The 20,729-nt window shown below is 42.0% G+C and carries 16 protein-coding genes and 1 pseudogene; 14 read left to right on the top strand and 3 right to left on the bottom strand.

The genetic code is table 11. The features are described 5' to 3' along the window. The first annotated feature begins 110 nt into the window (after positions 1–110). From gyrA to pyrF, 9 genes are all read left to right on the top strand, one after another. Entirely contained in the window at positions 111–2,807 is a 2,697-nt protein-coding gene (gene gyrA / locus NFU46_RS02135) for a DNA topoisomerase (ATP-hydrolyzing) subunit A (RefSeq protein ID WP_251599246.1), read from the top strand. 69 nt (positions 2,808–2,876) lie between these two features. Further along, the gene (gene serC, locus NFU46_RS02130; RefSeq protein WP_058585081.1) at positions 2,877–3,965 is read left to right on the top strand and encodes a 3-phosphoserine/phosphohydroxythreonine transaminase; all 1,089 of its coding nucleotides are present in this window, start codon (positions 2,877–2,879) and stop codon (positions 3,963–3,965) included. 2 nt (positions 3,966–3,967) lie between these two features. After that, positions 3,968–5,248, top strand: a complete 1,281-nt coding sequence (gene aroA, locus NFU46_RS02125) for a 3-phosphoshikimate 1-carboxyvinyltransferase (RefSeq protein WP_251599243.1) — start codon at positions 3,968–3,970, stop codon at positions 5,246–5,248. 104 nt (positions 5,249–5,352) lie between these two features. Beyond that, positions 5,353–6,060 (top strand): (d)CMP kinase, encoded by a 708-nt coding sequence (gene cmk, locus NFU46_RS02120; protein ID WP_175078364.1) that lies wholly within the window; start codon positions 5,353–5,355, stop codon positions 6,058–6,060. A 98-nt stretch (positions 6,061–6,158) separates the two neighbouring features. Beyond that, positions 6,159–7,826: a 30S ribosomal protein S1 gene (gene rpsA / locus NFU46_RS02115; RefSeq protein ID WP_054551350.1), complete on the top strand. Its 1,668-nt coding sequence runs from the start codon at positions 6,159–6,161 to the stop codon at positions 7,824–7,826. Between the two features lie 65 nt (positions 7,827–7,891). Continuing rightward, the gene (ihfB, locus tag NFU46_RS02110; protein WP_036968575.1) at positions 7,892–8,179 is read left to right on the top strand and encodes an integration host factor subunit beta; all 288 of its coding nucleotides are present in this window, start codon (positions 7,892–7,894) and stop codon (positions 8,177–8,179) included. A gap of 20 nt (positions 8,180–8,199) precedes the next feature. Next, the gene (locus NFU46_RS02105) at positions 8,200–8,481 is read left to right on the top strand and encodes a lipopolysaccharide assembly protein LapA domain-containing protein (protein WP_054551349.1); all 282 of its coding nucleotides are present in this window, start codon (positions 8,200–8,202) and stop codon (positions 8,479–8,481) included. 2 nt (positions 8,482–8,483) lie between these two features. Further along, a complete protein-coding gene (lapB, locus tag NFU46_RS02100) occupies positions 8,484–9,620 on the top strand; it encodes a lipopolysaccharide assembly protein LapB (RefSeq protein WP_058585078.1) in 1,137 nt (378 codons plus the stop codon). Positions 9,621–9,652: 32 nt separating this feature from the next. After that, entirely contained in the window at positions 9,653–10,357 is a 705-nt protein-coding gene (pyrF, locus tag NFU46_RS02095) for an orotidine-5'-phosphate decarboxylase (RefSeq protein ID WP_251599240.1), read from the top strand. Between the two features lie 279 nt (positions 10,358–10,636). Here pyrF and NFU46_RS02090 read toward each other — a convergent pair whose 3' ends face one another. Beyond that, positions 10,637–11,011: a hypothetical protein gene (locus tag NFU46_RS02090; RefSeq protein WP_239964338.1), complete on the bottom strand. Its 375-nt coding sequence runs from the start codon at positions 11,009–11,011 to the stop codon at positions 10,637–10,639. 247 nt (positions 11,012–11,258) lie between these two features. Between NFU46_RS02090 and NFU46_RS02080 the strand changes: the two are divergent. Further along, positions 11,259–12,230: pseudogene (locus NFU46_RS02080) on the top strand (integron integrase). Between the two features lie 297 nt (positions 12,231–12,527). On the opposite strand, the gene NFU46_RS02075 reads toward NFU46_RS02080, so the two are convergent. Together NFU46_RS02075 and NFU46_RS02070 are read right to left on the bottom strand one after the other, a co-directional pair. After that, the gene (locus NFU46_RS02075) at positions 12,528–13,358 is read right to left on the bottom strand and encodes a S1 RNA-binding domain-containing protein (RefSeq protein ID WP_251599231.1); all 831 of its coding nucleotides are present in this window, start codon (positions 13,356–13,358) and stop codon (positions 12,528–12,530) included. Between the two features lie 2 nt (positions 13,359–13,360). Then, complete coding sequence (locus tag NFU46_RS02070; protein WP_251599873.1) at positions 13,361–14,686, bottom strand: DEAD/DEAH box helicase; 1,326 nt, start codon at positions 14,684–14,686, stop codon at positions 13,361–13,363. A 199-nt stretch (positions 14,687–14,885) separates the two neighbouring features. On the opposite strand from NFU46_RS02070, the gene NFU46_RS02065 reads away from it, so the two are divergent. From NFU46_RS02065 to NFU46_RS02050, 4 genes are all read left to right on the top strand, one after another. Beyond that, positions 14,886–15,893, top strand: coding sequence for a rhodanese-related sulfurtransferase (locus tag NFU46_RS02065; protein WP_055197229.1), 1,008 nt, complete (start codon positions 14,886–14,888; stop codon positions 15,891–15,893). Positions 15,894–16,054: 161 nt separating this feature from the next. Further along, positions 16,055–16,483: a hypothetical protein gene (locus tag NFU46_RS02060; protein ID WP_251599218.1), complete on the top strand. Its 429-nt coding sequence runs from the start codon at positions 16,055–16,057 to the stop codon at positions 16,481–16,483. Positions 16,484–16,614: 131 nt separating this feature from the next. Then, positions 16,615–17,631 (top strand): efflux RND transporter periplasmic adaptor subunit, encoded by a 1,017-nt coding sequence (locus tag NFU46_RS02055; RefSeq protein WP_405030577.1) that lies wholly within the window; start codon positions 16,615–16,617, stop codon positions 17,629–17,631. 2 nt (positions 17,632–17,633) lie between these two features. Next, positions 17,634–20,711: an efflux RND transporter permease subunit gene (locus NFU46_RS02050; protein WP_251599215.1), complete on the top strand. Its 3,078-nt coding sequence runs from the start codon at positions 17,634–17,636 to the stop codon at positions 20,709–20,711. The last annotated feature ends 18 nt before the right edge of the window (positions 20,712–20,729 follow it).

Below are 20,729 nucleotides of genomic sequence, written 5' to 3'. Positions count from 1 at the left end.
GCCTGTAAATCTAAATAAATTGTGATAGCATGGTCTGGAAATAATAACTAAAGCTCTTAAGACGGCGGTTTGCCTCTTAATGAGTCAATACTGAAGGAATGTGAAATCAAATGACTGATCTCGCCAATGAAATTCTGCCAGTCAATATTGAAGATGAATTAAAAAATTCCTACCTTGATTACGCGATGAGTGTAATCGTAGGACGTGCATTGCCAGACGTACGTGACGGCTTAAAGCCAGTTCACCGCCGCGTTCTGTTTGCAATGAACGAACTCAATAATGATTGGAATAAACCTTACAAGAAATCAGCACGTGTTGTTGGTGATGTAATCGGTAAGTACCACCCACATGGCGACAGCGCGGTATATGACACCATCGTTCGTATGGCGCAGCCTTTCTCATTACGCTACATGCTTGTTGACGGCCAAGGTAACTTTGGTTCTGTTGACGGTGACTCTGCGGCAGCAATGCGTTATACGGAAGTCCGTATGGCGAAAATGTCACATGAATTATTAGCTGATTTAGAAAAAGAAACGGTTGATTACGTACCGAACTACGACGGTACTGAGCAAATTCCTGACGTATTACCTACTAAAGTACCTAACTTATTAGTAAATGGTTCTTCGGGTATCGCGGTTGGTATGGCGACGAATATTCCACCTCATAACTTAACAGAAGTTATCAATGGTTGTTTAGCGCTTATTCAAAACCCTGATATGTCAATTGCTGACCTTATTGAATATATCCCAGGTCCAGATTTCCCGACTGCGGCGATTATCAATGGTAAAAAAGGCATTGAGCAAGCGTACTTAACCGGTCGTGGTAAAGTATATATCCGTGCTCGCGCTGAAATCGAAGTTGACGAAAAAACCGGTCGTGAAACAATCATTGTTCACGAAATCCCTTATCAAGTTAACAAAGCACGCCTTATCGAAAAGATCGCAGAGCTTGTTAAAGATAAGAAGATTGAAGGTATTAGCGCACTACGTGACGAATCAGATAAAGACGGTATGCGTATCGTTATCGAAATCAAACGTGGTGATGTTGGTGAAGTAATCTTAAACAACCTATATGCACAAACTCAGTTACAAACTGTGTTTGGTATGAACATGGTTGCACTTGATAACAACCAACCTAAGTGTTTCAACTTAAAGGAAATGCTTGAAGCGTTTATCGTACACCGCCGTGAAGTTGTTACACGTCGTACAGTATTCGATTTACGTAAAGCCCGTGACCGTGCTCACACGCTTGAAGGCTTAGCGATTGCCCTTGCGAATATCGACCCAATTATCGAACTTATTCGTAAGTCACCAACACCAGCAGAAGCAAAAGCGGCACTAACAGCACGTCCTTGGGAACTAGGCACTGTTAAAACAATGCTTGAAAAAGCAGGTGAAGATAACGTAGCACGTCCTGATTGGTTAGCGGCTGATTTAGGTATCCGTGACGGTCAGTACTATTTATCTGAGCAACAAGCACAAGCAATTCTAGACCTACGTTTACACAAACTAACGGGTCTTGAGCATGAGAAGATCTTAGACGAGTACCAAAACTTACTTGATCTAATTGCTGAGCTTTTACATATTCTTTCAAGCCCAGAGCGTCTAATGGAAGTTATCCGCGACGAGCTAGTAGAAATTAAAGAGCAATATGGTGACGAACGTCGTACTGAAATCAGTGCAGCTGCTCACGATATTAGCCTTGAAGACCTAATCAATGAAGAAGACGTTGTCGTAACGCTTTCTCACGAAGGTTACGTTAAGTATCAACCATTATCGGATTACGAAGCACAGCGTCGTGGTGGTAAAGGTAAATCAGCAACGAAGATGAAAGATGAAGACTTCATCGAACGTCTATTAGTTGCTAACACACACGATACAATCCTGTGCTTCTCAACAGCAGGTCGCCTATACTGGTTGAAAGTATATCAGTTACCATTAGCAAGCCGTGCAGCGCGTGGTAAGCCAATTGTTAACTTATTACCACTTGAAGCTGATGAGCGTATTACTGCTATCTTACCAGTACGTGAGTACGAAGAAGATAAATACATCTTCATGGCAACTGCGTTTGGTACAGTTAAGAAAACACCACTTACAGCATACAGCCGTCAACGTGCGAGCGGTATCATCGCTGTTAACCTAAATGAAGGCGATAGCCTAATTGGTGTTGATATCACTGATGGCACGAATGAAATCATGCTATTCACTGATGCTGGTAAAGTTGTTCGCTTTAAAGAAGCAGAAGAGTCAGCAGTTGTTGATGAAAACGGTAACCCAGTTCTAGACGAAAACGGTAACCCAGAAATCCGCTTCAAAGGTGTACGTCCAATGGGTCGTACAGCAACAGGTGTTCGTGGTATCAAGATGGCTGACGACCAACGCGTTGTGTCGTTAATCGTACCTAAGTCAGATGGTGCAATCCTAACTGTGACAGAAAACGGTTACGGTAAGCGTACAGCACTTGAAGATTACCCATCGAAGAGCCGTGCAACACAAGGTGTTGTATCAATCAAAGTAAGCGAGCGTAATGGCGCTGTGGTTGGTGCAGTACAAGTTGACGATAACGACGAAATCATGATTATCTCGAATCGCGGTACCTTAGTACGTACCCGTGTAAACGAGGTTTCTACGGTTGGTCGTAATACTCAAGGCGTTATTTTGATACGAACTATTGACGAAGAGCAAGTAGTTGGTTTACAACGTATCGAAGAAATCGAAGTTGATGAGCTTGAAGCCATCGAAGGCGAGGCCGTTGAAGTAGTCGATACCAATACTGAAGAAACGGGTGATAACCCACCTTCAGAATAACATTGATTTAAAAAGCGGCTTCGGCCGCTTTTTTTATCCGCACTATAATTACTGGAATGAGGCAAAGTAATGACTAAGTATAATTTTTGTGCAGGACCGGCAATGCTACCGCCGGCAGTTATGCAAAAAGCACAAAAAGAATTTATAGATTGGCAAGGTTTAGGTGTCTCTGTGATGGAAATTAGCCATCGCAGCAGCGACTTTTTAGCGCTTACCACTAAATGTGAAGCAAGCCTGCGTCGTTTAATGAATATTAGCGATGAGTTTGAAGTGTTATTTATGCACGGCGGTGGCCGTGGTCAATTCAGTGCTGTGCCACTGAATCTTCACCTTGATGATAAGCCAGCTGTGTACTGTGAAAACGGTGTATGGTCTAAAGGGGCTACTTCAGAAGCGGCAAAATTCACTGCAGTTGAAAGCATCAATGTACGTGATGATGAGCAGCAAAATGGCCAGTTCTCTATTAAACCAGCAAGCAGCTGGGAATTACCTGCTGATGCGTCTTACATTCACTATTGTCCGAATGAAACCGTAGACGGCATTGAAATTTTTGACGTACCATCACACCCATCAGCACCTATTGTGGCTGATATGTCATCGACTATTTTATCGCGCGAGTTTGACGTAAATCAGTTCGATCTTATTTACGCTGGCGCACAAAAGAATATTGGCCCGTCAGGTTTATCGATTGTTATTGTTCGCAAAACGCTTCTTGAGCGTGAAGGTCTTGCAAAGCCAGGTATTCTTGATTACGCCTTAGAAGCAAAACAAGGCAGCATGTATAACACACCACCGACATTCGCGTGGTACTTAGCTGCTGAAGTATTTGAATGGCTAGAAGCAAACGGCGGCGTTAAAGCGATGGAAGAACAAAACATCGCAAAAGCAGAACTTCTTTACAACTACATTGATAGCTCAGATTTTTACAGCAACAAAGTTGCTAAGCATTGCCGTTCGCGTATGAACGTACCGTTTTGGCTAAACGACGAATCACTGAATGATAAATTCATTAGTGAGTCAAAAGAAGCAGGCTTATTAGCCCTTGAAGGTCACCGTATTGTCGGTGGTATGCGCGCAAGCATTTATAATGCGATGCCACTTGAAGGTGTTCAAGCCTTGGTTAATTTTATGGAAAAATTCGCCAAGGAGAACAGCTAATTATGGAACAGCTTCGACTTGAACCGATTACAAAGGTAAATGGTAGTGTGACACTACCAGGCTCAAAAAGCTTATCAAACCGTATCTTGTTACTAGCTGCTCTTGCAGAGGGCACAACGGTTGTTGAAAACCTACTAGACAGTGATGACATTCGTCACATGTTAGGTGCATTAAATCTTTTAGGCGTAAATGTATCGCTAAATGAAGATAAAACAGTGGCCACCGTAGAGGGTGTCGCGGGTAAATTTAAAACCCCAAGCGAGCCTTTATTTTTAGGTAATGCCGGTACAGCTTATCGTCCACTGACAGCGGTTTTAGCTGCTGTAGATGGCGAGTACCAGCTGGTCGGCGAGCCTCGTATGGAAGAGCGCCCAATCGGCCATTTGGTAGATGCACTGCAAGCTCTTGGTGGTGATGTTGAATACCTTAAGCACAAAGATTATCCACCACTGGCCATAAAAGGCGGCAAAATCAACGGTGGTAAAGTTGCAATTGATGGCAGCATTTCTAGCCAGTTCTTAACAGCGTTACTAATGGCAGCGCCATTATTTAATGGCGATACAGAAATCACCATTAAAGGCACTCTGGTATCAAAGCCTTACATTGACATTACCCTAGATGTAATGAAGCGCTTTGGCGTTACTGTAAGCCATGACAATTACGAAACATTTTACGTTAAAGGCTGTCAGCAGTATCAAGCACTTGAGCGCATTATGGTTGAAGGTGATGCATCAAGCGCCTCTTACTTTGTTGCGGCGGCTGCAATAGCGGGCGGCGAAATTGAAATTAACGGGGTAGGTGCGGCATCTGTTCAAGGTGATATTGGTTTTGCCAAAGTTATGGAGCAAGTAGGCGCCAAAATCGATTGGTACGATGAAAAGCTGGTGGTTCGTAAAGGTGAGCTAAACGCGGTCGATATTGATGCCAATGCAATCCCTGATGCGGCAATGACACTCGCCACTGTTGCGCTTTTTGCTAAAGGTAAAACAGCTATTCGTAATATCTATAACTGGCGTGTAAAAGAAACAGATCGCTTATATGCCATGGCGACTGAGCTTCGTAAAGTTGGTGCAGAAGTGGTTGAAGGTGAAGATTTCATCGAAATTACACCACCAGACACATTTAACGATGTAGCGATTGATACCTATAACGATCACCGTATTGCCATGTGTTTTGCAATGGTTGCCGTTGGCGGAAAGCCGATAACCATTAACGATCCTAAGTGTACATACAAAACTTTTCCAACGTTTTTCAAAGTACTAGAGTCTGTCTCAAGTCAATAAAACAGAAGAAAATATAAAAAGTTACATTCTAAATGCGGATCTATTTCTAGAACTGGCGTATAATATCGCGGTTTTATTTTGGTGTGCATTGCAGGAGGTTATAAATGCAGGCGTTATCAATGCCCGTAATCACCATCGATGGCCCAAGTGGTTCAGGTAAAGGAACTGTTTGTCGCTTGTTAGCCGAGAAATTAGGTTGGGATGTATTAGACAGTGGAGCGATTTACCGTGTGCTGTCACTTGCAGCGCTTCATCATCAAATTGAACTAGATAATGAAGATGCGCTAGTTCCGCTAGCTGCAAACTTAGATGTACAGTTTTTGGTCGATAGCCAAACACATACTTCTAAAATTGTCTTGGAAGGCGAAGACGTCACAACCACAATTCGTAACGAAGAAGTGGGTGCTGCGGCATCAAAGATTGCTGCATTACCACGGGTGAGAGAAGCATTATTACGTCGTCAACGTGCGTTTCGTACTGAGAGCGGCTTAATTGCCGATGGTCGTGATATGGGCACAGTTGTGTTCCCAGATGCACCATTGAAGATTTATTTAACCGCATCAGCTGAAGAGCGCGCTCGTCGTCGCTTTGCTGAGTTGAACGAACGCGGTCTTGATGTTACACTAAGTGGTCTACTTGAGGACATAAAAGCTCGCGATCACCGTGATATGACGCGTGAAGTTGCGCCGCTTGTTCCTGCAGAAGACGCCATTGAGCTCGATACTAGCGAGCTTAATGCAATGCAAGTGTTTGATAAAGTAGTAACTTTAATCGACGAAGCAGTACTTGCAGGAAAGCTTCCAAAAGCTTAAAAGTAATTTATTAAGGTGCCGGCAGGAAGCCAGTGCTATTTTAACAACCCCATGCAGCATGGTTGCTAATTGGTTATTTAATTATTTAGAGACGTATAATGTCAGAAAATTTTGCGCAGTTATTTGAAGAAAGCCTTAAGGGTTTTGAAGCAGAGCAAGGCTCTATCGTTAAAGGTACTGTTATCTCAATCGAGAACAACATCGTACTTGTTGATGCTGGTCTTAAATCTGAAAGTGCAATCCCTGCTGAGCAATTCAAAAATGCTGCTGGTGAACTAGAAGTTGCTGTTGGCGACGAAGTAGATGTTGCTTTAGACGCAATCGAAGACGGTTTCGGTGAAACTATCCTTTCTCGTGAGAAAGCGAAACGTCACGAAGCGTGGATCCGCTTAGAAAAAGCATGTGAAGAGCAAGAGACTGTTACTGGTGTTATCAACGGTAAAGTTAAAGGCGGTTTCACTGTTGAAGTTGATTCAATCCGTGCCTTCCTACCTGGTTCACTTGTTGATGTTCGTCCAGTACGTGACACAACTCACCTTGAAGGTAAAGAGCTTGAGTTCAAAGTAATCAAGCTTGACCAAAAACGTAACAACGTTGTTGTTTCTCGCCGTGCAGTTATCGAATCAGAGAACTCACAAGAGCGTGAAGAGCTTCTTGCTAACCTTGTTGAAGGTCAAGAAGTTAAAGGTATCGTTAAGAACCTTACAGACTACGGTGCGTTCGTTGACCTTGGTGGTGTTGACGGTCTACTACACATCACAGACATGGCGTGGAAGCGTGTTAAGCACCCTTCAGAAATCGTTAATGTTGGCGACGAAATCGCAGTTAAAGTTCTTAAATTCGACAAAGAAAAGACTCGTGTATCTCTAGGCCTTAAACAGCTTGGCGAAGATCCATGGGCAGCTATCGCTGGTCGTTACCCAGAAGGTTCTAAGCTTTCTGGTCGTGTAACTAACCTTACTGACTACGGTTGTTTCGTTGAAATCGAAGAAGGCGTAGAAGGTCTAGTACACGTTTCTGAAATGGATTGGACTAACAAGAACATCCACCCTTCAAAAGTTGTTTCACTAGGTGACACTGTTGAAGTTATGGTTCTTGAAATCGACGAAGAGCGTCGTCGTATTTCTCTTGGTCTTAAGCAATGTATTGCTAACCCATGGCAAGAATTTGCTCGTCTACAAAACAAAGGCGACCAAGTTACTGGTAAGATCAAATCAATCACTGACTTCGGTATCTTCATCGGTCTTGAAGGCGGTATTGACGGTCTTGTTCACCTTTCAGACATTTCTTGGAACACGCCAGGCGAAGAAGCTGTACGTGAATTCAAGAAAGGCGACGAAATCACTGCTATCGTATTACAAGTTGACCCAGAGCGTGAGCGTATCTCTCTAGGTGTTAAACAAATCGAAGCTGACCCATTCAATAACTACCTGGACGCAAACAAAAAAGGTGCTATTGTTAAAGGTAAAGTGACTGAAGTTGATGCGAAAGGCGCAACTGTTGAGCTAATCGAAGGCGTTGAAGGTTACATCCGTGTAGCTGATATCGCTCAAGAGCGTGTTGAAGATGCTACTACTGTAGTTTCTGCAGGCGACGAAATCGAAGCGAAATACGTTGGTGTTGATCGTAAGAACCGCACTTTAAGCTTATCTGTTAAAGCTCTTTTCGAAGCAGAAGAGAAAGAAGTACTAGAGAAGCTTAAGAAAGAAGAGCCAGCGTTCGAAAACGCTATGGCTGCAGCATTCAAAAATGCTCAAAAAGACTAATATCTAGTCTTTTAAAATTGGAAGGGCAGTTTTGCCCTTCCTTTACCACTCTTTAAGGAAACGCTATGACTAAGTCAGAATTGATAGAACAACTTGCCGAGCAACACGCACACATCCCTGTGAAAGATGTTGAAAATGCCGTTAAAGAAATTCTTGAACAAATGGCCGGCTCATTATCTAGCTCAGATCGCATCGAGATCCGTGGCTTTGGAAGTTTCTCATTGCATTATCGTTCTCCTCGCACAGGTCGTAATCCAAAGACTGGCGAAACAGTTGAGTTAGACGGTAAGCACGTACCACATTTTAAACCAGGTAAAGAATTACGTGACCGCGTAAATGCGAGTATTGCCTAGTTTTATACAGGAGTAGTTACTTGTTTAGGGTATTAAAAATTGTATTAATTGCGCTGTGTTTATTTATTGCGTTTGTACTTGGTTCACAGAATCCACAATTGGTGCAAATCAATTATTTAATCGCGAGTAATACTTTGCCCCTAGCTGTTGTAATAAGTATCTGCTTTATTTTAGGTGTCGCAATTGGTTGTTTTATAAGCTTTACACTGTTTTCTCAGTTAAAGTGGCAAAATTATCGTTTAAAAAAGAAATTAGCGCCTGAAAAAAACAATAAAAAGCTTGTTGCTAATAAAGACACCTAATCATGATTGAGCTTCTGTTTTTACTTTTACCCGTTGCAGCCGGTTACGGTTGGATAATGGGTAAAAACAGCGCTAAAAACCAAGCTCATCAGCTTAATCGCCAAATTACCTCTGAATATTCTAAAGGCCTTAAATTTCTCTTAGACAGAGAAGAAGACCAAGGCTTAGAACACCTTATTAATCTACTCGAAGTTGCCGCTGATTCTGTTGAACACTATTCAACGCTAGCAACTATGTTCCGCCGCCGTGGCGAACTTGATCGCGCCATTAAAATTCATGAGCTGTTATTAAAACATCCAAGTCTTGATGAGCAACAAGCTGCAACCAGCCGCTTAGAACTTGCTGAAGATTACATTATGGCAGGCTTGTTAGATGGTGCAGAAGAGCATTTAGTATGGCTTGTTAAGGCAGGCTATAAAGAAGCGTTAGAGCCAATTATTAATCTTTATTCACAAACACGTGAATGGGAAAAGGGCATTAACATGTACGAGGCCCACAGTGAGTTGTTCACTAAACCTCAGCATGTAAAAGCCATTGCCAATTTTTACTGTGAAGCAGCCTTACAAGATAACGATACGCAAATTATGCGTAAAGCTATTAGCTTAAACCACAAAGCTATTCGCCCGTTGTATGAGCTTGGCCACAGTGCTTTTACTAAAGAAGATTATGTAAAAGCAATTTACTATTGGCGTGAGCTGATTAGCCAGTTCACGTTTTTTGCGCCAGTGTTTATTGAAGAGTTAGCACTGAGCTATCAAAAGCTTAATTTGACGCATCAGTTTTACGAATTGCTCAATGAACTGCTCGATAAAGGTGGTGTATTAATAAAAATAAAACACTGCCAAGCTTTACTTGAACAAGGCCACATCGAGCAAGCAATTAAATTTTTAACGGATAGTTTAAAGCGTCATCCGACTATTCGTGGCTTTAGCTTTTTATTACAGCTACTTGCTAAACAAAACAACGATATTAAAGATGTACTCGATCAAATTGATAAGCTAGTAACGTCTTATATCGCAACCAAACCTGATTTTCAGTGCCAACACTGTGGCTTTACCAGTCATACCATTTATTGGGTATGTCCATCTTGTAAGCACTGGGAAACAATTGTTCCAAGCCGTGGCATAGACGGTTTTTAATTCATATTAGTCCATTAGTTTTTAGGAAAGTTATGTCTGTCGAAGATTCAAAAAAAGTATTAATTGCCCTTGATTATGATGATCAACAAACAGCTCTTGCGTTTGTAAAGCAATTATCGCCTGATACGTGTCGCCTTAAAGTAGGCAAAGAAATGTTCACGTATTTTGGTCCTAGCTTTGTTAAGGAACTAATAGACTTAGGTTTTGATGTATTCTTAGACCTAAAATTTCACGATATTCCAAACACAGTGGCTAAAGCTGTAACAGCAGCTGCAAAAATGGGTGTATGGATGGTTAACGTACATGCCTCTGGTGGCGTTGAAATGATGACTAAAGCAAAACAAGCTTTAGAGCAGTTTGGTGATGACGCACCATTATTGATTGCAGTAACTGTACTAACCAGTATGGATGCGGCAGAGCTTACTCGTTTAGGTATAGATAAAACACCAGAAGAGCAAGTAATTTACCTAGCAAACCTTGCTAAAGAATCAGGCCTTGATGGGGTAGTGTGCTCAGCACAAGAAGCGAAAAAGCTAAAAGCAGAACTTGGCGCAGACTTTAAACTGGTTACTCCGGGTATTCGCCCAGCAGGCAGCGATGCAGGCGATCAAAAGCGCATCATGACACCAAAACAAGCCGTTGAAGATGGCAGCGACTATTTAGTTGTAGGCCGCCCAATCACTCAATCGGCAGACCCAGTTGCAACACTAAAAGAAATTAACGACTCACTAAAATAATCCGCGTTATTTTAAAATAGTCTCTAAAGAGCATTGTATGCGTGATTTATATCGCGCTGTATACAATGCTCTTTTTGTTTGTGGCAATTTCAGAAAAGTTATCTAGGTCATCTAAAAACGAGAATCAGACGGCCGAATAAACTCGTTTATGGACAAAAACACGTTAGAGTATTTAATCAGTAACGCCGCCATATGGGGCGCGAAAAAGCTTGGCTAAAATTAGCGACGAAGGAGCACAGCCAAGCTTTTTGCGTCCCTTCATGATGGCTTTGTTATAACTCAAATCCACACGAAATACTCATATTTTTTACCACGGTCGTCTTGACCGAACGCTCGAATATTTATTTGACGAGTTTTTGTTAAATAAATTTCTGTTTGGTATTCAACCAAATGATCTAAGGATACCCCAAGACTATTTGCTAGTTTTGGCAACCACTGCTGATAAAAGCTTATTGATTCTTTAACTCGTTTGGTTAACTCGGGATTACTTGCTTCGATTCGAGGAATCCATTGAATGATGACTTTTTCACCAGATTTTTGTTGAGCAAGTTCAAATAAATCTTCATATATAAACTTACCGTCAACGTAATTACAACCTCCTACAAAGGAATGCGTAAAGTTGTGAATTAATGGCTTGAAGTTCTTGTACTTCACGATTCTCGACCTTGAGTTATAACATGTTTATAGCGAGCTAATCGCGCGTTTTTCTACTACAGCGTAGCTCGTTTTCCTTATTAGATTATTTCTAACAAACTTGTTAACTAATTACCAGTGTTATTAAAATTTAGGAGTTCTCGCTTTTACCTCAGGATAAAAACGAGCGATTGGGTCGTTTTCTTGACTATACGAGCGACTGAGCTAAACCTGTATATGTATACAGCTTCATTTCAAAGGAATGAAAATGAAAACTCGCTCTCCTTATTTAAACTACATTGCAGACTATATGCTCACTCGTCAGTATTCATTAAGAACAATTAATGCTTATTTAGGTTGGATCGCAAAATTTATTCACTTTCACAACAAACGTCACCCAAGCTCAATGGGAGATGCAGAAGTCTAAGCGTTTTTAGACCATATTGTATTAAAACGTAATATGTCACCTAGAACACAAAGTGCAGCTTTAAATGCGCTCGCTTTTTTATATAAACATATTGTCAAAAATGAGCTTTCTTTAAACTTGAATTTTGCACGAAGTAATCGACAACCCAAGCTGCCTGTAGTGATGACGCCTGATGAAGTAAAGCAATTGATGAGTCATCTTTCCAAGCGATATTACTTAATCACGGGGTTAATGTATGGAAGTGGTTTGCGTGTGATGGAAGCGGTGCAATTGCGAGTAAAGGACATTGATTTTGATTACAAATGCATTCAAATTTGGAACGGAAAAGGCAACAAGCATCGTATAGTTACTCTTGCAACGGAGTTGATCCCATTACTTAGAAATCAAATTTTGCAAGTTGAAGAATATTTAAGATTAGATTTACAAAACGAGCGATACGCAGGTGTGTGGATGCCTAACGCTTTAACTCGTAAATATCCCTCAGCTAATAAATCACTAGCGTGGCAATACTTATTTCCTTCCTACAAATTAAGTGATGACCCAGAAACTGGCGAGATACGTCGCCACCATTTCCACCCTACATGTGTTAGAAAAGCGATTAAAAAAGCATTAAAGCAAACCAATATTACAAAGGTTATTACGCCTCATACCTTGCGCCACTCATTTGCAACGCACCTATTGCAAAGTGGCGCCGATATTCGCACCGTTCAAGCACAATTGGGCCATTCTGATTTCAAAACCACACAGATTTACACCCATGTTTTACAACAAGGAGCAAACGGTGTTGTAAGCCCATTAAGCAAAATTTTCTAGCTATTATTAAAGATGCGTTAACTTATCATTCAATGTATAGGGCTTGGACCGTTTCTTGATTGCTCAAAGCAGCAGTTAGAGCATTTAACCTAACTTATTTTGGGGCAGAAATGAGTTAATCTGGAAAGGATGGTTATGGAACAGTGCCGACTTTAACTCATAAATGAAAATACTCAAAATAGCGTTAGAAAATTTACGGCACATGTACGATAAAGCTAACAAAACCAATAAGAATAAAAAAGAGTAAAGCGAAAGCTTTACTCTTTCAAATACTTCAATATCTTGTTAACTCGCAACTTATTTCAACCTAATCGATGTTGCTTCAATATCAATCAAACCTTGCTTAAACAAACCGCCAATGGCTTTTTTGTAGTTTGCTTTACTGGTTGAGAAAGTCTTTTTAATTACTTCAGGGTCTGACTTATCACCTAAGTGAAGTACGCCGCCTTCTGCTTTTAATTTTGCTAAGATTTTTTCACCTAAGTCGTTTACTTTGCCCATGCCTGGCTTTTCAAGTAGTACGTCGATTTTGCCGTCTTCACGTACTTTATGAATAAAGCCTTTTAAGCGCTGTCCAACAAACATCTTTTTAAATACGGTGTTGTAATAAACCACACCAATGTGGGCTTCGTTTACAAGTACTTTGTAACCCAGGTCTGTTTTACCGGCAACGATTAGGTCAACTTCTTCCATTACTGAGTAAGTTGGTTCTTCTTTCGATAAAAACTTATTAAAGTTGCTCGATGCACAAATACGTTGGCTAGCATTATCGAGATATAAACGTACAAGATACGAAAAGCCGTCTTTCATTTTTGGCTTTTGTTCGTTGTATGGCGCAAGTACGTCTTTTTCGAGGCCCCAATCCAAAAACGCACCAGTGCTGTTGATTGCTTTAACACGTAGTAGGGCAAATTCGCCTACCTCAGCCAATGGTTTTTTCGTGGTACCGGTTGGGTGACCTGCGTGATCTAAGTAAATGAATACTTGCACGCTGTCGCCAGCTTCTAGATCGTAATCAATTTCTTTGCTTGGTAAGAATACTTCGCCTAAATCACGGCCATCTAAATAAGCACCTTCGTTAGACATTTCGTTAACGAAAAGGGTTTGTGTGGTTCCTAAAATACTCATTGTTATTCCTGTTCTGGCTTTTTCTTACGGCGCATTGGAGCAAAACCATCTACATTAATTGGTGCTTGAATAGGGGCTTTTGGTTTTTTAGGGGCTGCTTTGCGTTTTCGTTTTGCAGGTTTAGCTGCCACTTTTTTCTCTGCTTTTTTCCAAACAGTGTTTGGTTTTTTCTCACGCAGACCTTTAAATTTACCAACAAGGCCGTCAACGGTGAAAAAGCTTAATTCATCATTTAAAAATGCTTTAATTGCTTTGTAGCTAGGCCAATCTTTCGGGCCCACTAACGAAATAGCAGTTCCTTTAAAGCCTGCGCGACCAGTACGACCAATACGGTGCACATATTCTTCAGCATGTTTTGGTAGGTCAAAATTAATTACGTGGGTCACGCTTAATAAATCAAGACCACGCGACGCAACATCGGTGGTGATTAAGATTTTAAAGTTTTCACGGCTAAAGGCATCCATAATTTCAAGGCGCTTAGCCTGTGTTAAGTCACCCGCAAGCGCTTGCGCTTTAAAGCCTTTATCGTTTAACAGCTGGCTTAAACGCTGAGTGTCGGCACGTGTTGCGGTGAAAATAATGCATTGGCCAACATTGTCTTGCTTTACAAAGTGCTCTAGTAGGGCTTCTTTGTGATCTAGATGATCAGCTAAATAAAGCTGCTGAGTAATGTCACTATGTTGCTCGTTAGAGGCACTTAACAATATTTGTTTTGGTGAACGTAAAAGGTTACGTGACAGGGCATCAACTTGTGCATGGTCAAGCGTTGCTGAAAACAATAACGTTTGGCGTAAACGGTGATCAGCAAGCTCGTTGATCATTTTAACTTGATCGGTAAAACCTAAATCTAAAATACGGTCCGCTTCATCAAAAATTAGCAGCTCTAAGCCTGAAAGCTGTAATGAGCGTTGACTCAAATGGTCAGCTAAACGCCCTGGTGTACCTACTACAAAATGTGGGTCTTTGCGCAGTGCTTTAATTTGGTCATTAAAGTTTTCACCACCCAGTACTTTTACAGCACTAATATTTGTACCGGCAATTAATAGCCTTAATTGGCTGTACACTTGGGTTGCTAATTCGCGGGTAGGTGCAACGATTAAAACGCGAGGGTCGCGTTTACTGAGTGCTTTTTGTTTCATTACGCGCTGTACAGCAGGTAATAAAAACGCCAGCGTTTTGCCCGATCCTGTTTTTGACTGTGCAAAAATATCATGGCCTGCGATAGCTGTTGGTACCGCGTGAGCTTGAATGTCAGTGGGCTGGGTGATGCCTTGATGCGCAAGTTGTTTTTCGAGGCGTGTATCAATCCCAAGTTCAGTAAAATGCAATGCGTAATCTCCGATGAGCAAAATTTGTGAATCCTGTTCATTATAACGCACTTGCCTCACTTGGAGACAGTAAAAACACAGCTATTTCGCATCAGTTTTTGCAATTATCGCTAATTCGCGTAAAATACGCGCCCTCAATGCGCCGGATTTGCGATTCGGTTAACGCCCCACATGGGCATTTAAAGCAAAAGGTAAAACCATGACTGCTGTTCATAAAGACAATGTAACTAGCGAGCACTTTGTTGTTTGCGCACTTTACAAATTTGTAGCCCTTCCTGATTTTGAAGCGATTCGCCAACCACTACTTAAAGTAATGGAAGACAATGAAGTACGCGGTACTTTGTTACTTGCGGCTGAAGGTATCAACGGTACTGTTTCTGCTAAACGTGAAGGTATCGATAACCTACTTGCATGGTTAGATTCACAACCAAACCTAGACAACATTGTGACTAAAGAGTCATACGATGACGAATGCCCGTTCTACCGTACTAAGGTAAAACTGAAAAAAGAAATCGTAACTATGGGGGTTGAAGGTATCGACCCACGTGAAGTAGTGGGTACATACGTAAAACCAGCTGATTGGAATGCATTAATTTCAGACCCTGAAGTGATTCTTATCGATACGCGTAACGATTACGAAATCGAGATCGGTACTTTCCAAAATGCGGTTGATCCAAACACGAAGACATTCCGTGAATTTCCTGCGTGGGCGAAAGAAAACCTAGACCCAGAAAAGCACAAGAAAGTTGCTATGTTCTGTACCGGTGGTATTCGCTGTGAAAAATCAACTGCGTACATGAAAGAGCAAGGCTTTGACGAAGTATTCCACCTTGAAGGCGGTATTCTTAAGTATTTAGAAGAAGTACCAAAAGAAGAAACCATGTGGGAAGGTGAGTGTTTTGTATTTGATAACCGTGTAGCGGTAAATCACGATTTACAAAAAGGCTCTTACGACCAATGTCATGCTTGTCGTATGCCTATCACTGAAGAAGAAAAGCAAAAGCCTGAATATATGGAAGGTGTTTCGTGTCATCACTGTCACGACAGCCTAACAGAAGAGCAACGCGCACGTTTTGCTGAGCGTCAAAAGCAAATCGAATTAGCACAAGCGCGTGGCGAAGGTCACATCGGTAACGAAGCGCAAGAAGTTCTTCGTAAACGTAAAGAAGCTAAAAAAGCGCAAAAAGAAGCGCAGCGCCAACAGTAATTGTTAGCTTTATAAATTGATAGAAACCCCAGCATAGTCTGGGGTTTTTTTATGCCTGTTCGTTTTAGCTACATACAGTTTTTTACACATCTTAAACAGTCTCTAACTGACCTTAGGAATACTATCTAACTTAAGCTTTTATACTGATGGGATGACAAAGAATGAATAAATTACTGCTAGGTTTACTATTTTTAGGTGGCTGCGCGACACAAGGGGTAGATAGAGCCGACCAAAATGTGATGATTAAACGCTTTTATGCAAAAGTGACATCGGTTCAGCCGGTTAAGTTATCATCCAACGTTAAAACGGGTATAGCAGCAGGCTCTACAATTGGTTTTGTTGATCAGCTAGATGGCAACCACGAAGAGATGATTGCAGGGGCAGTTGCAGGGGCACTTGTTGGCGGCCTAGTAACTGCTATATCAGAAGGTAGTAATGAAGCTTTTGAGTATTCATTAAGATCAGAGAAAGAAGGTAGTTTTACACTAATTCAAAAGGAACAATTATCTAATCAATCTGATTGTGTAGAGGTAACCATAGCAAGCGAAGCACACTTAAAAGAGGTCGATTCATCACATTGTCGTTTCTAATTAGAAAACACAGGCGATGTATGCGTTTATTTCACCTTGGCTAATTGTTTATTAAACGAAGTCAGCTTTTTATTGATCACAAAGCTGTTACACTTCGTAACAATTAAAACGATTCTTATTTAGGTGAAATTTTGACAATTGGCAAATTACATACATGGACTTTAATTGCCTGTATTAGTTGTGTTTCCGTCGCAGAGGCGGCTAATGTAGTTGTAGAATCAGTGTCTGTTGAAAAGTCTAAACAACAGATAAAAGCAGTGGGTAATGCTGAAGCGATTCACTCAGTCACTCTTTACCCAGCCGTTGGGGACAGAGTCACCGCTGTTTACTTTAAACCAGGCGATAACGTTGCCAAAGGTGACTTACTATTAGAGCTTGATTCACGTAGACAAAAAGCAGCGTTGATCGAAGCCGAAATTACTTTAAAAGATGCTGAGCGCACCATGAAAAGGCTTGAAGAAAGCCACGCTCGTGGTGCGGTGCCACAAAGTGATTTAGATGATGCGAAAACACTTTATGAGCTTGCAAAAGTCCAGTTAATGCAAGCGAAAACAGAGCGTGAAGACCGCGAAGTTCGTGCTCCTTTTAGTGGTGTTATGGGTTTAACTGACGTCGAAGTAGGCGATAGGATCACAACCCAAACAGCCATTGCGACTATCGATGATATTTCTGAGCTTTATATCAATTTCAATGCCCCAGAGGCCGCTATCTCAGTGCTTAAACAAAAATCTTCGGTCGAAGTGGTGCCTTGGTTAGGCGATAAAGCTTACACGGCTCAGGTGGCAGAGCTTGATTCGCGTATCAATGCGCAAACCCGCACTCTTAGAACAAAAGCCAAACTTGATAATAATGCCCAGCAATTTATGCCGGGTATGAGCTTTCGTGTACACATAAATATTCTAGGTGAAGAGCTTGCCGTAGTACCCGAAGCTGCAATGATGTGGGGAGCAGCAGGTCCTTACGTATGGAAGAGCGTCGATAAAAAAGCAACTCGCGTTGATGTAAAAATTGAGCAGCGTTTAGCAGGGCGTTTACTAGTCTCTGGTGGTTTAAACGAAGGTGATTTATTGGTGACAGAAGGGGTTCAGCGCCTAAGACCTAATCAAGAGCTTAATTTCATCAATGAAGTGCAGCTAGCCAAGGAGTAATGATGAAACAGCAACCTATGATGGAAGACTTACCATCAATGGCGATACGTCGCCCTGTTTTAATTGTGGTACTTAACTTACTCATTATTATTGCCGGTATTGCTGCAATAGCAGGGGTTGAAGTACGTGAGCTTCCTGATGTTGATAGACCACGTATTACTGTATCAGCGTCTTTCCCTGGTGGTTCACCGGAGACCGTAGATACCGAAGTAACTAGTAAGCTCGAAGGGGCGGTTGCTAGGGTAAGTGGTGTAAAGTCGATTCGTGCGCAAAGTGAAGAAAACAATGCTCGTATCGTGGTTGAGTTTCGCCCCGGTGTTAATTTAGATGATGCTGCAAACGAAACACGCGAATCGGTAGCCCGTGTGCAGCGAGAATTACCCGAAGAAGTTGAACGGGTATCAATTATTAAAGCCGATAACGACGCCGAAGCGGTTGTATCGTTAACGGTATCAAGTGATAGCTTATCCCTTGAGGCGTTGACAGAGCGTGTTGATGTTGACTTAGCCCCGCAGTTTTTAACCATTCCTGGTGTTGCCGATGTTCGTTTAAATGGCGACCGCGAACGGGTTCTTAGAGTGCGCATCGACCCACTTAAGCTAAGCAGCTTTAACCTTACGGTACCAGATATTGCCAATGTACTTCGTCAGGCTCCCTTTGATGTGCCTGCGGGTAGTTTAAAATCAAGCGATCAACAGGTGATCGTGCGTGCTGATGCAACGTCAATCTCTGCAGAACAAGTAGCCGATATCATCGTTCGTGACGATACCCGTATTGGCGATGTTGCGGCTGTTTACTTTGGCCCAGCTGATCCGCGTTCGTTCGTGAGGCTCAATGGTACACCTGTGATTGGCATGGAAATTATTCGTCAGGCGCAATCTAATACCATTGAAATTTCGGATGAAGTGCTAACTTTAATTGAGCGTATGCGAGTACGTTTTCCTGAAATGGAATTTACTTTAACCTCTGATGATGCGCAGTTTATCAGAAGCTCAGTTGATGAAGTTATTAACTCCTTGTTACTAACCGTGCTACTAGTGGTGATCACACTGTGGGTGTTTATTGGCTCATGGCGCGCAACGCTGGTTCCTGCATTTGCGATACCTGTTGCATTAATTGGCTCTTTAGCACTTATTTGGGCACTTGGTTTCTCGATTAATATTCTTACCTTGCTTGCACTAGTATTAGCTACTGGCCTAATTGTAGATGATGCCATTGTGGTAAGTGAGAACATACAACGTCAGCGGGGCTTAGGTCTTGGTCGCCGTGCAGCTGCAGTGGTTGGTACCCGTGAAGTTTTCTTTGCTGTTGTGGCAACAACCGCCGTATTAGCTGCGGTGTTTGTGCCTATCGCTTTTTTACCTTCAACAGCAGGGCGACTATTTAGAGAGTTTGGTGGGGTATTAGCTGGCGCTGTTATCATTTCAAGTTTTGTAGCGCTGTCTTTGGTACCTGCGCTGACATCAAAACTAAAATTAAAGCAGGGCGGTTTTCATCCATTTGCAAAAGTTGGCCATGTTTTAGCTGCTGTTTATAAGCGCACAATACACGGTGTACTTGAACATGCATGGCTTACCTTCTTTGCATGTTTGTTGGTTGCTGCAGGCTCTAGTGCACTGTATTTCAATTTAGATAACGAGTTATTACCAACAGAAGATCGCGGTAAAATTCGTATTTTTGCCCGTGGTCCAGATGGTGTTGGCTTGAACTTTATGGACAGACAAGCGGTGCAAATGGAAGATATCTTACTGCCGTATGTTGAAAGTGGTGATATTGAGTCTATTTACACTGTGGTTGGGCAGTGGGATCCAAATATTGTATTTATTACTGTGCCGCTTAAACATTGGGACGAACGTCATTTTAGTCAGCAAGAAATTATCAATAAAATCCGTGAGCCTTTAGGGAATATTCCTGGTGCGGCTGGTTACCCTGGTGGTTCAAATAGTTTGAACTTGCGTGGTCAAGGCGGTGGTATTGAGCTTGCCTTATTGGGCCAAGACTACCTCGAGATATTTAAAGCCGCTCAAGACTTTTCTGCTGAAATAGAAAAAGCAGTGCCAGAAGTGGCACCTGTGCGTATTTCATATCAGCCGTCACAGCCACAATTACGGGTCAATATTGATAGACGTCGTGCTGAAGAGCTCGGTGTATCGCTCAGTGATATCTCTGTAACACTTCGCGCTGCAATCAATGGTGATGATATTGCCGATTTAAACATTGGTGACCAATCAATCCCGATTATGTTGCAAGCACAAAACCAAACCATCACAAACCCGAGCGATTTAGCTAACTTGTATGTTGGTGGCCGCAATGGTCAGTTAGTGCCATTAAGTAGTGTGGCAACCATTACAGAAGAAGGTGTTGCAGCTGAGCTTGAGCGCCACGCGCAGCGCCGTGCTATTGAACTGAGCATGGAAATGCCTGAGGGCGTAACTATTGCTGAGCTGGTTACAAAAATTCGTGATATTTCAAAGCAATCTCTGCCATCTGGAATCAGCTTGGCGTTTAAAGGTGAGGCATTAACCTTTGAAGAAACTGCCAATGAGGTATTAGTGACCTATGTTCTGGCCTTTTTAATTGTTCTTCTGGTATTGGCAGCACAATTTGAAAGTGTGAATAGTGCAATCGTTGTTATGATCACAGTACCGTTTGGTATTACATCTGCAATTCTAGCGCTGTATCTAACAGGTACATCATTAAACATTTACTCGCAAATTGGTTTAGTGATGCTGATTGGTCTAATTGCTAAAAATGCCATCTTGCTGGTGGAGTTTGCCGACCAATTACGTGACCAAGGCCGCTCGGTTAGAGTGGCGGTAGAAGAGGCCGCACTAGTGCGCCTTCGCCCAATTGCGATGACGCTAGTTTCAACCTTATTGGGTGCATTACCACTTATTTTATCTACCGGTGCAGGGGCTGAGGCTCGTAACGCCATTGGTTGGGTAGTATTTGGCGGTTTAGCACTAGCGGTGTTATTTACCCTATATCTAACGCCTGTTATTTACCTAGGTTTAGCCCGCTTTACTAAACCAAGAGGTGATGAGTCGAAACTTCTGGCTGAAGAGTTAGAAAAGGCTTAATCCTACTTAATTGGCTAT

The sequence above is a fragment of the Pseudoalteromonas sp. NCCP-2140 genome, assembly GCF_023708065.1.
Classification (GTDB): Bacteria; Pseudomonadota; Gammaproteobacteria; order Enterobacterales; family Alteromonadaceae; genus Pseudoalteromonas.
This window is presented reverse-complemented; position numbering and strand designations above follow the sequence as displayed.

Bases quoted from the DNA above. Each gene is read 5' to 3' on its own strand.
- gyrA (WP_251599246.1), top strand. From the start codon at position 111: ATGACTGATCTCGCCAATGAAATTCTGCCAGTCAATATTGAAGATGAA.
- serC (WP_058585081.1), top strand. From the start codon at position 2,877: ATGACTAAGTATAATTTTTGTGCAGGACCGGCAATGCTACCGCCGGCA.
- aroA (WP_251599243.1), top strand. From the start codon at position 3,968: ATGGAACAGCTTCGACTTGAACCGATTACAAAGGTAAATGGTAGTGTG.
- cmk (WP_175078364.1), top strand. From the start codon at position 5,353: ATGCAGGCGTTATCAATGCCCGTAATCACCATCGATGGCCCAAGTGGT.
- rpsA (WP_054551350.1), top strand. From the start codon at position 6,159: ATGTCAGAAAATTTTGCGCAGTTATTTGAAGAAAGCCTTAAGGGTTTT.
- ihfB (WP_036968575.1), top strand. From the start codon at position 7,892: ATGACTAAGTCAGAATTGATAGAACAACTTGCCGAGCAACACGCACAC.
- lapB (WP_058585078.1), top strand. From the start codon at position 8,484: ATGATTGAGCTTCTGTTTTTACTTTTACCCGTTGCAGCCGGTTACGGT.
- pyrF (WP_251599240.1), top strand. From the start codon at position 9,653: ATGTCTGTCGAAGATTCAAAAAAAGTATTAATTGCCCTTGATTATGAT.
- NFU46_RS02075 (WP_251599231.1), bottom strand. From the start codon at position 13,358: ATGAGTATTTTAGGAACCACACAAACCCTTTTCGTTAACGAAATGTCT.
- NFU46_RS02065 (WP_055197229.1), top strand. From the start codon at position 14,886: ATGACTGCTGTTCATAAAGACAATGTAACTAGCGAGCACTTTGTTGTT.
- NFU46_RS02060 (WP_251599218.1), top strand. From the start codon at position 16,055: ATGAATAAATTACTGCTAGGTTTACTATTTTTAGGTGGCTGCGCGACA.
- NFU46_RS02050 (WP_251599215.1), top strand. From the start codon at position 17,634: ATGAAACAGCAACCTATGATGGAAGACTTACCATCAATGGCGATACGT.